The organism is Agromyces cerinus, from assembly GCF_016907835.1.
Taxonomy (GTDB): Bacteria; Actinomycetota; Actinomycetes; order Actinomycetales; family Microbacteriaceae; genus Agromyces; species Agromyces nitratus.
The window spans coordinates 3,661,478-3,674,716 of the sequence record NZ_JAFBCT010000001.1; the positions used below are offsets into that span (position 1 = coordinate 3,661,478).

General features: G+C 70.2%; 12 protein-coding genes. 10 read left to right on the forward strand and 2 right to left on the reverse strand.

What is annotated here, in order from left to right; translation table 11 throughout:
• Positions 1 to 33: 33 nt before the first annotated feature.
• Positions 34 to 1,446 carry an aminotransferase class I/II-fold pyridoxal phosphate-dependent enzyme gene (locus JOE59_RS17160; RefSeq protein ID WP_204462643.1) on the reverse strand — a complete coding sequence of 471 codons (1,413 nt, stop codon included), beginning with the start codon at positions 1,444 to 1,446 and terminating at the stop codon, positions 34 to 36.
• A 264-nt stretch (positions 1,447 to 1,710) separates the two neighbouring features.
• Here JOE59_RS17160 and JOE59_RS17165 point away from each other — a divergent pair, with 264 nt between their 5' ends.
• The 10 genes from JOE59_RS17165 (at position 1,711) to JOE59_RS19165 (ending at position 12,340) form a co-directional block, all read left to right on the forward strand.
• Positions 1,711 to 2,559: a nitrilase-related carbon-nitrogen hydrolase gene (locus JOE59_RS17165; protein WP_074259602.1), complete on the forward strand. Its 849-nt coding sequence runs from the start codon at positions 1,711 to 1,713 to the stop codon at positions 2,557 to 2,559.
• Positions 2,560 to 2,586: 27 nt separating this feature from the next.
• Positions 2,587 to 4,023 (forward strand): dihydropyrimidinase, encoded by a 1,437-nt coding sequence (gene hydA, locus JOE59_RS17170; RefSeq protein WP_204462646.1) that lies wholly within the window; start codon positions 2,587 to 2,589, stop codon positions 4,021 to 4,023.
• A 57-nt stretch (positions 4,024 to 4,080) separates the two neighbouring features.
• Entirely contained in the window at positions 4,081 to 5,097 is a 1,017-nt protein-coding gene (locus JOE59_RS17175; protein WP_204462648.1) for a TIGR03842 family LLM class F420-dependent oxidoreductase, read from the forward strand.
• Positions 5,094 to 6,053: an ABC transporter permease gene (locus JOE59_RS17180; RefSeq protein ID WP_204462650.1), complete on the forward strand. Its 960-nt coding sequence runs from the start codon at positions 5,094 to 5,096 to the stop codon at positions 6,051 to 6,053. The genes JOE59_RS17175 and JOE59_RS17180 overlap by 4 nt, the downstream gene beginning before the upstream one ends.
• The gene (locus JOE59_RS17185) at positions 6,050 to 6,901 is read left to right on the forward strand and encodes an ABC transporter ATP-binding protein (protein ID WP_204462652.1); all 852 of its coding nucleotides are present in this window, start codon (positions 6,050 to 6,052) and stop codon (positions 6,899 to 6,901) included. The genes JOE59_RS17180 and JOE59_RS17185 overlap by 4 nt, the downstream gene beginning before the upstream one ends.
• Positions 6,901 to 7,737, forward strand: coding sequence for an ABC transporter permease (locus JOE59_RS17190; RefSeq protein ID WP_204462654.1), 837 nt, complete (start codon positions 6,901 to 6,903; stop codon positions 7,735 to 7,737). The genes JOE59_RS17185 and JOE59_RS17190 overlap by 1 nt, the downstream gene beginning before the upstream one ends.
• A gap of 80 nt (positions 7,738 to 7,817) precedes the next feature.
• On the forward strand, positions 7,818 to 8,972 hold the full coding sequence (locus JOE59_RS17195) for an ABC transporter substrate-binding protein (RefSeq protein WP_204462657.1): 1,155 nt from the start codon (positions 7,818 to 7,820) through the stop codon (positions 8,970 to 8,972).
• 100 nt (positions 8,973 to 9,072) lie between these two features.
• On the forward strand, positions 9,073 to 10,416 hold the full coding sequence (locus JOE59_RS17200; protein ID WP_204462659.1) for an aspartate aminotransferase family protein: 1,344 nt from the start codon (positions 9,073 to 9,075) through the stop codon (positions 10,414 to 10,416).
• A 3-nt stretch (positions 10,417 to 10,419) separates the two neighbouring features.
• Positions 10,420 to 12,006 carry a CoA-acylating methylmalonate-semialdehyde dehydrogenase gene (locus JOE59_RS17205; protein WP_204462661.1) on the forward strand — a complete coding sequence of 529 codons (1,587 nt, stop codon included), beginning with the start codon at positions 10,420 to 10,422 and terminating at the stop codon, positions 12,004 to 12,006.
• 133 nt (positions 12,007 to 12,139) lie between these two features.
• The gene (locus tag JOE59_RS19165) at positions 12,140 to 12,340 is read left to right on the forward strand and encodes a hypothetical protein (protein WP_307837104.1); all 201 of its coding nucleotides are present in this window, start codon (positions 12,140 to 12,142) and stop codon (positions 12,338 to 12,340) included.
• Here the strand turns inward: JOE59_RS19165 and JOE59_RS17215 are convergent.
• Positions 12,337 to 13,137, reverse strand: a complete 801-nt coding sequence (locus tag JOE59_RS17215; protein WP_204462663.1) for an enoyl-CoA hydratase/isomerase family protein — start codon at positions 13,135 to 13,137, stop codon at positions 12,337 to 12,339. The two genes, JOE59_RS19165 and JOE59_RS17215, sit on opposite strands and share 4 nt — an antisense overlap.
• Between the last annotated feature and the right edge of the window lie 102 nt (positions 13,138 to 13,239).

Consider the following 13,239-nt stretch of genomic DNA (forward strand, 5'->3'; position numbering starts at 1 on the left):
TCGCCGTGGATGCCGCGTCGGGGAGGCGCCCGGTCAGTACCCGCCCGCGACCACGTGCTGCGCCGCCGTCGCGAGCGCATCCGCCACCTCGTCGACGTCGTCGCGCACCATGCCGACCGTCACCCGCACGTAGTCACCGCCGGGCCGGGAGCGGCCGTTCCCGGTGGTGCTCGTGCCGTTCCCCGAAGCGGCGAGGAACGGCGTGCCCGCCGCGACCCGCACGCCCGACGCCGCGAGCTGCACGAGCGCCGACCGCTCGCTGAGCACGGGCATCCACAGGTTCACGCCGTCGGCGGGGGCGACCGGCACGCCCCGCGATCGCAGCGCATCGCCGAGAGCGCGCTGCCTCGTGAAGTACTGGCGCCGCGCCTCGGCGACCGCGTCGAGCGAGGCGCCGTCGGTGAGCAGGTCGAGCAGGATCGTCTGCAGCATCCGCGAGGTCCAGCCGGGGCCGAGCATGCGCCGCGCGGCGATGCGGTCGACGAGGTCGCGCGGCCCGCCGACCGCGGCGATGCGCAGGTCGGGGCCGTGCGACTTCGAGAAGCTGCGCACGTGCACGACCTGCTCGGGCAGCCACGTGCCGAGCGTCACGTCGCCGGCGGTCGAGATCATGCCCGAGTGGTCGTCTTCGATGACGACCACATCGCCCGCGCGTTCGGCCGAGCGGATGACCCGCGCCAGCGCCTCGGCACGGCCGACCGTCATCGACGCCCCGGTGGGATTCTGCGCCCGGGGCTGCAGCAGTACCGCGACCGGCTGCTGGTGCAACGCCCGGGCGAGCCCCTCGGGCGTCATGCCCGCCTCGTCGACCGCGACCGGCACGGCCTCGGCGCCGAGGAGGTCGAGCAGGTCGAGGAACGGCGGGAAGCCGGGGCTCTCGACGACGACCCGGTCGCCGTAGCGCACGAGCTCGTCGAGGGTGCGCGAGATCGCGTCGAGGGCGCCGTCGACGACCATGATCGTCTCGACCTCCGACGGCCACGAGTCGGCGAGCACTGCCGCGAGCCCCGGGATCACGGGCTCCGCCTGGTAGCTGCCCGTCTCGGCGCGCGCCGACACCCGCGAGAGCGCCGGGCCGAGCGCCGGCAGCAGCAGCGGGTCGGGCGTGCCGCGTGAGAGATCGAGGCGCACGGGATCGTTCGGGGCGGCCATGCCGCGCATGCGGGGCGCGAGCCAGCCCTGCGAGAGCGGACGCACGAAGCTGCCGGCCCGCCCGCGCGACTCGATGAGCCCCGTGCGCGAGAGCGCCTGCCAGGCCTGGCTCACCGTGGCGGGGCTGACGCCGAGCTCGCTCGCGAGTTCGCGCACGGTCGGCAGCCGGGTGCCGGCGGCGAGCTCGCCCGAGTTCACGAGCCGCGCGATCACCCCGGCGATGCCGCGCGGGGTCGTTTCGCCGAACTCCGCGAGCGCGATGAGCTCCGCGCCCTCGAGTCGAATCGCAGTCATCCGAGATCCATTCACATGAATACCTGACACGACCATTGCCTCCTCACGACGTGAGGGACAAGATAAGTAACCACAACGTCACAGTGTGAAACACAAGAGAAATGTTCACGCCGAACAATAACAGAACGGGTCGCGCACCCGTTCGGAAGCTCCGGACGACGCAGTCCGCAGCACAGCCTCGGCGTCACAGCACCACCCGGTGAGCACCTCTGTTCCACGCCCATCGAGTGCACGGCAACGACGCCGACCGACTCAGGAGGCAACATGACGATCGTCCGAGCGGCCATCACGCAGACGACCTGGACCGGCGACAAGGAGTCCATGCTCGACAAGCACGAGCAGTTCGCCCGTGATGCGAAGGCGCAGGGCGCCCAGGTCATCTGCTTCCAGGAGCTCTTCTACGGCCCGTACTTCGGCATCACCGAAGACGTGAAGTACTACGACTACGCCGAACCCGCCGACGGCCCGATCGTGCAGCGCTTCGCCGCACTCGCGAAGGAGCTCGGCATGGTCATGGTGCTGCCGATCTACGAGGAGGAGCAGCCGGGCGTCTACTACAACACCGCGGTCGTCGTCGATGCAGACGGCACGATCCTCGGCTCGTACCGCAAGCACCACATCCCGAACCTCGACAAGTTCTGGGAGAAGTTCTACTTCCGCCCCGGCAACCTCGGCTACCCGGTGTTCAACACCGCCGTCGGCCCGATCGGCGTCTACATCTGCTACGACCGGCACTTCCCCGAGGGCTGGCGCGAGCTGGGCCTGAACGGCGCGCAGATCGTCTTCAACCCGAACGCGACGAAGCCCGGCCTCTCGAACCGGCTCTGGGAGATCGAGCAGCCGGCCGCCGCCGCAGCCAACGGCTACTTCGTGGCCGCGGCCAACCGCGTCGGCCTCGAAGACAACGAGTACGGCGACCTGGCGGTGAACTTCTACGGCAAGAGCCAGTTCTGCGACCCCCAGGGCAACATCGTGGGCGGGTACGGCTCCGAGACCGACGAGGAGGTCGTCGTGCGCGACCTCGACATGGACATGATCCGGGGCGTCCGCAACGCCTGGCAGTTCTACCGCGACCGCCGGCCCGACTCCTACACCTCCATCCCCAAGCCGTAGTCCGACGAGCCACGCGAAGGAGCGAGCATGACCACCACCCTCATCACCGGCGGCACCGTCGTGAGTGCCACGGGCCGCGCCGCCGCCGATGTGCTCGTCGACGGCGAGACCATCCGCGCCGTGCTCGAGCCGGGCTCGACCATCCTGGGCACGGATGTCGCGGCATCCGTCGACCGGGTGATCGATGCCACCGGCCGGTACGTCATCCCCGGCGGCATCGACGCCCACACCCACATGCAGCTGCCGTTCGGCGGCACCGAGGCATCCGACACCTTCGAGACCGGAACCCGCGCGGCCGCGTGGGGCGGCACGACCTCGATCATCGACTTCGCCGTGCAGACCTACGGGCAGCGCATCGAAGACGGGCTCGCCGCATGGCACGAGAAGGCCGCGGGCAACTGCGCGATCGACTACGGATTCCACCAGATCGTCGGCGACGTCAACGAGGCATCGCTCGCGACGCTGCGGCGCCTGCCCGACGAGGGCATCACGAGCTTCAAGATGTTCATGGCCTACCCGGGCGTCTTCTACTCCGACGACGCGCAGATCCTGAAGGCCATGCAGGTCTCGCGCGACACGGGCATGCTCACGATGATGCACGCCGAGAACGGCCCCGCGATCGACGTGCTCGCCGCCCAGCTCGTGGAGCAGGGCAAGACCGACCCGTTCTACCACGGCGTCGCCCGCGCCTGGGAGATGGAGGAGGAGGCGACGCATCGCGCGATCATGCTCGCGAAGCTCACCGGCGCACCGCTCTACGTCGTGCACGTGTCGGCGAAGCAGGCCGTCGAGCAGCTCGCCTGGGCGCGCGACAAGGGGCAGAACGTCTACGGCGAGACCTGCCCGCAGTACCTCTACCTCTCGCTCGAGGAGCAGCTCGGCGCATCCAGCGAGCAGTGGGGTCACTTCGAGGGCGCGAAGTGGGTGTGCTCGACCCCGCTGCGCTCGCACGAAGAGGGCCACCAGCAGTCGATGTGGCAGGCGCTGCGCACGAACGACCTGCAGATGGTCTCGACCGACCACTGCCCGTTCTGCATGAAGGACCAGAAGGAGCTCGGCCTCGGCGACTTCCGCAAGATCCCGAACGGCATCGGCTCGATCGAGCACCGCATGGACCTCATGTACCAGGGCGTCGTCACCGGCGAGATCACGCTCGAGCGGTGGGTCGAGCTCACGAGCACCACTCCCGCGCGCATGTTCGGCCTGTACGGCACGAAGGGCGTGATCCAGCCGGGCGCCGACGCCGACATCGTCGTCTACGACCCGAACGGCCACACCTCGATCGGGCTCGACAAGACCCATCACATGAACATGGACTACTCCGCGTGGGAGGGCTACGAGATCGACGGCCACGTCGACACCGTGCTCTCGCGGGGCAAGGTCATCGTCGACGGCGACCAGTACCTCGGCGCCAAGGGCGACGGCCGGTTCCTGAAGCGGGGCCTCAGCCAGTACTTGATCTGACCCGGCACCTCGCCGGCGCACGCCTCATCTGACCCGACACGACGAAAGGGAGCACGGATGGAATTCGGAGCGGTCCTGCAGACCAACCCCCCGGCATCGCGCACCATCCAGCTCGCGAAGCTCGCCGAGAACCACGGGTTCACGCACGTGTGGACCTTCGACTCGCACCTGCTCTGGCAGGAGCCGTACGTCATCTACAGCCAGATCCTCGCCGAGACCCGCAAGGTCAAGGTCGGACCGTTCGTCACCAACCCGGCGACGCGCGACTGGACGGTGACGGCGTCGATCTTCGCGACCCTCAACGAGATGTACGGCAATCGCACGATCTGCGGCATCGGTCGCGGCGACTCCGCCGTGCGTGTCACGAACGGCAAGCCGACGACGATCGCCGAGCTCCGCGAGGCGATCCACGTCATCCGCGAGCTCGCGAACTCGCGCCCGGTGGAGTACCACGGCTCGCAGCTGCAGTTCCCGTGGAGCCACGGCTCGGAGCTCGAGGTGTGGGTCGCCGCGTATGGCCCGATGGCGCTGAAGCTGACGGGGGAGGTGGGCGACGGATTCATCCTGCAGCTCGCCGATGTCGACATCGCCGCCTGGATGATCAAGCACGTGCGCGACGCGGCCGAGGCCGCCGGGCGCGACCCGATGTCGATCAAGTTCTGCGTCGCCGCGCCCATGTACATCGGCGACGACTGGGAGCACATGCGCGAGCAGTGCCGCTGGTTCGGCGGCATGGTCGGCAACCACGTCGCCGACATCGTCACGAAGTACGGTGCGCACGGCGCGGTGCCCGACGCGCTCACCGACTACATCAAGGCCCGTGAGGGCTACGACTACAACGAGCACGGTCGCGCCGGCAACGTGCACACGAGCTTCGTGCCCGACGAGATCGTCGACCGGTTCTGCGTGCTCGGCACCGCCGAGCAGCACATCGAGAAGCTCGAGCAGCTGAAGGCGCTCGGCGTCGACCAGTTCGCCGGCTACCTCCAGCACGACAACAAGGAGGAGACGCTGCGGGTCTACGGCGAGACCGTGATCCCGGCGCTCTCCGAGCACCTCACGGCGAAGGCATGATCGAGACCGGCGTGCGCGAGACGAGGGCGACGGATGCCGCGGCGCCGGCGTCGGGCCCGCGCGCGCCGCGTCGCCCGGGGCGGGCGGGCCGCGAGCTCGGCCGCTGGGCCTGGGGGCTCGCCGGCATCCTCGTCATCGCGCTCATCTGGGAGGGCTACAAGCTGCTCGGGCCCGCCGACGGCGTCGTGCTCGGCGGCCTCAGGGTGCTGCCGCGCACGACCGATCTCGCGATGCCCCACATCTGGGACATGGGCGCTCGCCTCGCCGCACCCGTCACCCGGGCCGACGGCGCGCTGCCGCTCTGGAGCGTGGTCGCGCTGGCCGCGCTCACGACGCTCGGCATCGCCGCGGCCGGATGGCTCGTGGGCGTCGTCGTGGGCATCGGGCTCGCGCTCGTGATGCAGCGCTGGCGCCTCGCCGAGTGGGGCCTGCTGCCGTGGATCGTGATCAGCCAGACCGTGCCGCTCATCGCGTTCGCGCCGGTCGTGAAGAGCTGGGGCTCCCGCGTCGAGATCGGCTCGTTCGAGTGGCAGGACTGGATGTCGGTCGCCCTCATCGCGAGCTACCTCGCGTTCTTCCCGATCGCCATCGGCGCGCTGAAGGGGCTGCAATCGCCCGACCGCATCCACGAGGAGCTCATGCAGACCTATGCGGCGGGCTACTGGACGACGCTCGTGAAGCTGCGGTTCCCGGCATCCGTGCCCTACCTTCTGCCCGCTCTCCGGCTCGGCGCGGCCAACGCCGTGATCGGCGCGGTCGTCGCCGAGGTCTCGACGGGCCTGCAGGGCGGCATCGGTCGCATCCTCATCCAGTTCGCCGGGCAGGCCTCCGGCGACCCGGCCAAGGCGTGGGCGCCGATCTTCGGCGCGATCGTGCTGGGCCTCGTGGCCGCCGGCTCGATCGCCCTGCTCGGCGTGATCCTCAGGAACTACCGACGAACGGAGGAGGCCGCATGAGCGAGCCCCAGGTCACCGCCCCCGCAGCTTCGACCGCCGCCGTCGAGGTGCGCGGCGTTGACAAGGTCTTCGAGACCCGCACCGGCCAGGTGCAGGCGCTCGATTCGATCGACCTCACGGTCGCCGCGGGCGAGTTCGTCTCGCTCATCGGTCCGAGCGGCTGCGGCAAGTCGACGCTCATGCGCCTCGTCGCCGACCTCGACGACCCCTCGAGCGGCACGCTCGCGGTGTTCGGTAAGAGCGCACGACAGGCGCGCCTCGACCAGGAGTACGGCATCGCGTTCCAGTCGGCCGGGCTCCTGCCGTGGCGCACGGTCGCGGGCAACGTCGCGCTGCCGCTCGAACTGCACGGCGTGGCATCCGCTGCTCGCAGTGCCCGCGTGGCCGAACTGCTCGACATGGTCGGGCTCGCCGACTTCGCCGACCGCTACCCCGACCAGCTCTCGGGCGGCATGCAGCAGCGCGTCGCGATCGCCCGCTCGCTCGCCGAGCAGCCGCGACTGCTGCTCATGGACGAGCCGTTCGGCGCCCTCGACGAGATGACGCGCGAGAAGATGCAGTCCGACCTCGTGCGCATCTCGGCCGAGACGGGTGCGGCCGTCGTGTTCGTGACCCACTCGATCCCCGAGGCCGTATTCCTCTCCGACCGGGTCGTCGTGATGTCGCCCCGCCCCGGCCGCATCCGCGAGATCGTGCCGATGCGCCTCGGCGCCGATGCCAAGCGCGCGGCCCGCACCGATGAGCTCCGCGAGGAGCGCGCGTTCTTCGACATGGTCACCGCGGTGCGCGAGGCGCTGCACGGCGGCGCACCCGTCGGCACCGGCCCGCGCGGAGTGGAGATGCGCTGATGAGCGCCACCGCCGCACCGACCGGTACGAGGCGACGGGCCCGCCCCGCGCGCATGAGTCCGCGCACCGAGACGACGCTGCGCATCGTCGCGCCCATCGCGGTGGGGCTCATCGTGCTCGGCGCGTGGCAGTTCCTCGTCAGTGTGGTGGGCGTCTCCGACTACCTGCTGCCGAGCCCGGCCTCGATCATCGAGGAGTTCATCGCCTATTGGCCCTCGATCGCTCAGGCGATGCTCATCACCGGCACCAACGCGCTGGTCGGCCTCGTGGTCGGGTCGATCCTCGGCATCCTGCTGGCCGCCGTCGCGGCGCGGTGGCGGCCGATCGACCAGATGAGCGCCCCGGTCGTGGCCTCGCTCGCGGTCATCCCGATCGTCGCACTCGCCCCCGTGCTCAACTCGATGTTCGGCGCCGACAGCCAGTTCGGCCGCCAGGCGATCGCCGCGATCGCGTCGTTCGTGCCGGTCTTCATCAACACGCTGCGCGGGTTCCGTCAGACGACGCCGGTGCACCGCGACCTGATGAAGGCCTACGCGGCGAGTTCCGGCCAGGTGCTGCGCACGCTCACGCTGCCGACCGCACGGCCATTCATCCTCACTGGCATCCGCATCGCCTCGTCGCTCGCCGTGATCTCCGCCCTCGTGGCCGAGTACTTCGGCGGCCCGCGCGGCGGCCTCGGCGGACTCATCTCCACCTCGGCCGCATCGAGCGCCTACGCACGCGCCTGGGCGTACGTGCTGGCGTCCATCGCCCTCGGGCTCCTCTTCTACCTCGCGACGCTCGCGCTCGAACGACTGCTGCAGCGCCACACACCCCAGGCGCGACGACGCCCCTGACCCCGACCACCGCGGCCCGTGCCCGGCGGAACCAGCACCACCGCACCACCGCACGCACCGAGAACCACGAAAGGACTGACATGAACCACAGCAGACGTCGCCTCGCGACGATCGGCGGGCTCGCCCTCGCGGCGGCGCTCGCACTCACCGCATGTTCTGGATCCGGCGGCGGGACCGGGGAGACCGACGGAGGCGGCGACGGCGACCTCACCCCCGTGAAGCTCCAGCTCCAGTGGCTGCCGCAGGGCCAGTTCGCCGGCTACTTCGCCGCCGTCGACCAGGGCTTCTTCGAAGAGGAGGGGCTGGACGTCGAGATCATCCCCTCGGGCGGCGACATCGTGCCGCAGGACGCCCTCGCGAACGGCGACGTCGACTACGCGATCGCCTGGGTGCCGAAGGTGCTCGGCTCGATCGAGCAGGGCGCCGAGCTCACCGACATCGCCCAGATCTTCCAGAGGTCGGGAACGCTGCAGGTCTCGATGGCCGACTCGGGCATCGACTCCGTCGCCGACTTCGAGGGCAAGAAGATCGGTTCGTGGGGCTTCGGCAACGAGTGGGAGATCTTCGCGGCCATGGCTGCGGAGGGCCTCGACGCCACGACCGTGCAGATCATCACGCAGGACTTCAACATGAACGCCTTCCTGCAGGGCGACATCGATGCGGCCCAGGCGATGACCTACAACGAGTACGCGCAGCTGCTCGAGACGGTGAACCCCGACACGGGCGAGCTCTACCAGCCCGAGGACTTCAACGTCATCAGCTACGAGGACACCGAGGGCGCCATGCTCCAGGACGCCATCTGGGCCGACACTGCACGGCTCGCCGACGACACCGACTACCAGGACACGACGGTCAAGTTCCTGAAGGCCGTCATCAAGGGCTGGGTCTACGCCGCCGAGAACCCCCAGGAGGCGTCGGACATCACGATCGCCGCGGGCTCCGGATGGGGCCCGAGCCACGAGCTCTGGATGGTCAACGAGACGAACGAGCTCATCTGGCCGTCGCCCGACGGCATCGGCATCATCGACCAGGACGCGTGGGACAAGACCGTCGCCGGCGCCCTCGCGGCCGTGAACGAGTCGGGAGCGCACCTCATCACCGAGGAGCCGCCGTCGACCGCGTACACGAACGACTGGATCCAGCAGGCGCTCGACGAGCTCGAGGGCGAAGGAATCGACCTCACCGGCGAGGGCTTCGAACCCATCGAGGTCACGCTCGAGGAGGGCGGCAACTAGCGAGCGGATGCCGCGCGGCCGGTGCGTCCCGGCCGGTCGCGCGGCATCCATCACCACCCCGATCACCGAGACGGAACGGACAGGAAAGGGCCCCGACGCCATGACCGACACGAACACCGGAGGCAGCCTCACCGAGGGCCTCGACGACCTCGCCCGTGAACTCGACCGAGACCACGTCTTCCACTCCTGGTCCGCGCAGGCGAATCCGTCGAGCCTCGTGATCGCGAGCGGTCGCGGCAGCCGGGTGTGGGATCACTCGGGCCGCGAGTACCTCGACTTCTCGAGCCAGCTCGTGAACGTCAACATCGGCCATCAGCATCCGTCGGTCGTGCAGGCGATCCGGGAGCAGGCCGAGCTGCTCACCACGGTCGCCCCGTCGATCGTGAACCTCGCCCGCGGCGAGGCCGCCAAGCGCATCGTCGAGCGCGCGCCATCCGGGTTCCGCAAGGTCTTCTTCACCAACGGCGGCGCCGACGCGAACGAGAACGCCATCCGCATGGCGCGCCTGCACACCGGGCGCGACAAGGTGCTCTCGACGTACCGCTCGTACCACGGCAACACCGGAGCGGCCATCGTCTCGACGGGTGACTGGCGCCGCATCCCCAACGAGTTCGCGCGCGGACACGTGCACTTCTTCGGCCCCTACCTCTATCGCTCCGAGTTCTGGGCGACGACGCCCGAGCAGGAATCCGAGCGGGCGCTGCAGCACCTTCGCCGGGTGATCGAGGCCGAGGGGCCCTCGTCGATCGCGGCGGTCCTGCTCGAGACGATCCCCGGCACCGCCGGCATCCTCGTGCCGCCGCCCGGGTACCTCGCCGGTGTGCGTGAACTCTGCGACCGGCACGGCATCCTGCTGATCCTCGACGAGGTCATGGCGGGGTTCGGCCGCACCGGCCGATGGTTCGCCTTCGACGGCTACGACGTGCGGCCCGACCTCATCACCTTCGCCAAGGGCGTGAACTCGGGCTACGTGCCCGTCGGCGGTGTGATCATCTCCGATCCGATCGCCGCGACGTTCGACGACCGGGTGTTCCCCGGCGGCCTCACCTATTCGGGGCATCCGCTCGCGATGGCCTCGATCGTCGCCGCCCTCGATGCGATGGAGTCGGAGGGAATCGTCGACAACGCCCGCGAGATCGGGGCCACGATCATCGGCCCGGCGCTCGCCGAGCTCGCCGAGCGGCACGCCGCGATCGGCGAGGTGCGCGGCGAGGGCGTGTTCTGGGCGATCGAGCTGGTCGCCGACCCGGTGACCCGCGAGCCGCTGCCGGCGGCCGCGATGGGCCGCCTCAAGTCCGCGCTCATCGAGCGCGGGCTCCTGCCGTTCGTGCAGGACAACCGCATCCACGTCGTGCCGCCGTGCGTCGTCACGGCCGACGAGGTCGCCGACGCGATGGTGATCTACGACGACGTACTCCGCACCGCACTCGAAGGAGAGGGCTGACCCATGAGCCAGACAGACCAGGCAGACCAGAACGACCGGACGGACCGGAGCGCCGCGCAGGCCGCGTCGCTCGTCGAGACCCAGCCGTTCGATGGAGCACTCGCGTCGATCGAGCACTGGATCGACGGGGCATCCGTCGCCGGTGACGGAGCCCGCAGCGGACCCGTCTACAACCCGGCCCGCGGCGTCGAGCAGAAGCGCGTGCGCTTCGCCTCGACCGACGACGTCGACGCCGCCGTGCAGGCGGCGGCCCGCGCGTTCCCCAAGTGGCGCGACACCTCGATCGCCAAGCGCCAGCAGGTGATGTTCGCCTTCCGCGAGCTGCTGAACGCCCGTAGCGGCGAGCTCGCCGCGATCCTCACGAGCGAGCACGGCAAGGTACTCTCCGACGCCGCCGGCGAGATCGCCCGCGGGCTCGAGGTCGTCGAGCTCGCCTGCGCGATGCCCGGCTACACGAAGGGCGAGTACTCCGAGAACGTCTCGACGGGCGTCGACGTGTACTCGATGCGGCAGCCCGTGGGGGTCGTCGGCATCATCAGCCCGTTCAACTTCCCGGCGATGGTGCCGCTGTGGTTCTTCCCGCTCGCGATCGCGACGGGCAACACGGTCGTGCTGAAGCCCTCCGAGAAGGACCCGTCCGCCGCGATCTGGCTCGCCCGGCTCATGCAGGAGGCCGGACTGCCCGACGGCGTGCTGAACGTCGTGCACGGAGACAAGGTGGCCGTCGACGCGCTGCTCGAGCACCCCGTCGTGCGCTCGATCTCGTTCGTCGGCTCGACGCCGATCGCGAAGTACATCTACGCGACCGCGACCGCGAACGGCAAGCGGGTGCAGGCGCTCGGCGGTGCGAAGAACCACATGCTCGTGCTGCCCGACGCCGACCTCGACCTCGCCGCCGACGCCGCCGTCAACGCCGGCTTCGGCTCGGCGGGGGAGCGCTGCATGGCGGTCTCGGTCGTGCTCGCGGTCGACTCGGTCGCCGACGAGCTGGTCGCCAAGATCAGCGAGCGGATGTCGCGGCTCACCACCGGCGACGGCACCCGCGGCTGCGACATGGGGCCGCTCATCACCCGCGAGCACCGCGACAAGGTCGTCGGCTACCTCGACGTGGCGTCCGCCGATGGAGCGACGGTCGTGGTCGACGGACGCGAGACGCCGATCGACGGGGACGACGCCGGGTTCTGGCTCGGCCCGACCCTCGTCGACAAGGTGTCGCTCGAGTCATCCGTCTATCGCGACGAGATCTTCGGGCCCGTGCTCGGCATCGTGCGCGTCGACGGCTACCAGGAGGGGCTCGACGTGATCAACGCCTCGCCCTACGGCAACGGCACGGCGATCTTCACGAACGACGGCGGTGCCGCCCGACGGTTCCAGCGTGAGGTGACGGTCGGCATGATCGGCATCAACGTGCCGATTCCGGTGCCGGTCGCGTACCACTCGTTCGGCGGTTGGAAGGACTCGCTGTTCGGTGACGCCAAGGCCTACGGCGCGCGCGGCTTCGACTTCTACACGCAGGAGAAGGCGGTCACCTCGCGCTGGCTCGACCCGAGCCACGGCGGGCTGAACCTGGGGTTCCCGCAGCACGACTGAGGCCGGGCGAGAAGAATGGAGTCGTGCGCGTAGAGATCCTCCACATCGACGACTGCCCCAACACAGCGAAGGCGGGGGCTACCGCCAGAGTGGCGCTCGACGTAGCTGGGCTCGCCGAGGTGCCGGTGGATTTGTGCTGCTGACGACGCCCGAAGCGGCTCGCGAGACGCCGTTCGCGGGCTCGCCGACCATCGCCGTGGACGGACGGGATCTCTTCCCCTCGAAGGATGCGACCGATGCGCTCGCGTGCCGGGTCTACCCGACGCCGCCCGGCCTCGCGGGCGTGCCGACGGTCGAGCAGGTCGCCGAGGCGCTTCGCGCGCCGTCGAGCTAGTTCGAGCGGCTCGACCGCCCGAAGGCCGCGATGCGGGCGGCGGCCTCGGGCGTAGCGAAGGCGGCGCCGATCGTGCGCGCCTCGTCGTCGAGCGCCGTCTGGAAGTCGCGGGTCAGCCCTGAGCGCACGAGGCGCTTGGCCTGTCCGAAGGCCGCGGTCGCCCCGTCGATCCAGCTCTGCGCGATCTCGCGCGCCCGGGCCTCGAGCGCGTCGGGCGCGACGACCTCGGTGACGAGTCCCCAGTCGAGTGCCTCGGCGGCGGTGAGCGTGCGCGAGGTCAGCGTGAGCTCGAGCGCGCGACGGGTGCCGACGGCCTCGGGCAGCAGCGTGCTGACGCCGCAGTCGGGCGTGAGCGCGACATCCGCGTATCGGCTCGCGAACGTCGCGTGCTCGGAGGCGATGACGAGGTCGGCGACGAGCATGAAGCCGAGTCCGCCGCCGGCGACCGGCCCCTGCACCGCTGCGACGATCGGCTTCGAGCTCTCGCGGAGCGTGCGGTGGCCGTCGTGGATCGCGTCGGCGAGCGCCGTGATCGTGGCCGACGCGGACTCCGCGCCGCTCGACTCGGCCGCGGCCGCGAGCTCCGACATCGCCCGCACGTCGCCGCCCGCGCAGAACGCGCGACCGTTGGCGTCGAAGAGCACCGCGCCGATGTCGTCGCGCTCGGCGATCTCGTGGGCGAGCGCCTGCCAGCGCCCGATCGCCTCGGGGTCGACGGCGTTCAGCCGGCTCGGGCGGTTGAGGGTGAGGCGGGCGAGCCCGTCGGAGACCTCGAACAGGATCGCTTCGTCGCTCATGGACGTGGAGTCTACTTCGCCCTCGTTGGCACCTCCGACGACGCCTTGCGGCGTGGAGGACGGGCCGCAGATGCACTCCAGGGCGCAAACCGTCGCGGGAAG

Excerpts from the sequence above, each read along its gene's own strand:
- JOE59_RS17190 (WP_204462654.1), top strand. The coding sequence starts at position 6,901 with ATGAGCGCCACCGCCGCACCGACCGGTACGAGGCGACGGGCCCGCCCC.
- JOE59_RS17185 (WP_204462652.1), top strand. The coding sequence starts at position 6,050 with ATGAGCGAGCCCCAGGTCACCGCCCCCGCAGCTTCGACCGCCGCCGTC.
- JOE59_RS17160 (WP_204462643.1), bottom strand. The coding sequence starts at position 1,446 with ATGACTGCGATTCGACTCGAGGGCGCGGAGCTCATCGCGCTCGCGGAG.
- JOE59_RS17165 (WP_074259602.1), top strand. The coding sequence starts at position 1,711 with ATGACGATCGTCCGAGCGGCCATCACGCAGACGACCTGGACCGGCGAC.
- JOE59_RS17200 (WP_204462659.1), top strand. The coding sequence starts at position 9,073 with ATGACCGACACGAACACCGGAGGCAGCCTCACCGAGGGCCTCGACGAC.
- JOE59_RS17180 (WP_204462650.1), top strand. The coding sequence starts at position 5,094 with ATGATCGAGACCGGCGTGCGCGAGACGAGGGCGACGGATGCCGCGGCG.
- JOE59_RS17215 (WP_204462663.1), bottom strand. The coding sequence starts at position 13,137 with ATGAGCGACGAAGCGATCCTGTTCGAGGTCTCCGACGGGCTCGCCCGC.
- hydA (WP_204462646.1), top strand. The coding sequence starts at position 2,587 with ATGACCACCACCCTCATCACCGGCGGCACCGTCGTGAGTGCCACGGGC.
- JOE59_RS17195 (WP_204462657.1), top strand. The coding sequence starts at position 7,818 with ATGAACCACAGCAGACGTCGCCTCGCGACGATCGGCGGGCTCGCCCTC.
- JOE59_RS17175 (WP_204462648.1), top strand. The coding sequence starts at position 4,081 with ATGGAATTCGGAGCGGTCCTGCAGACCAACCCCCCGGCATCGCGCACC.
- JOE59_RS17205 (WP_204462661.1), top strand. The coding sequence starts at position 10,420 with ATGAGCCAGACAGACCAGGCAGACCAGAACGACCGGACGGACCGGAGC.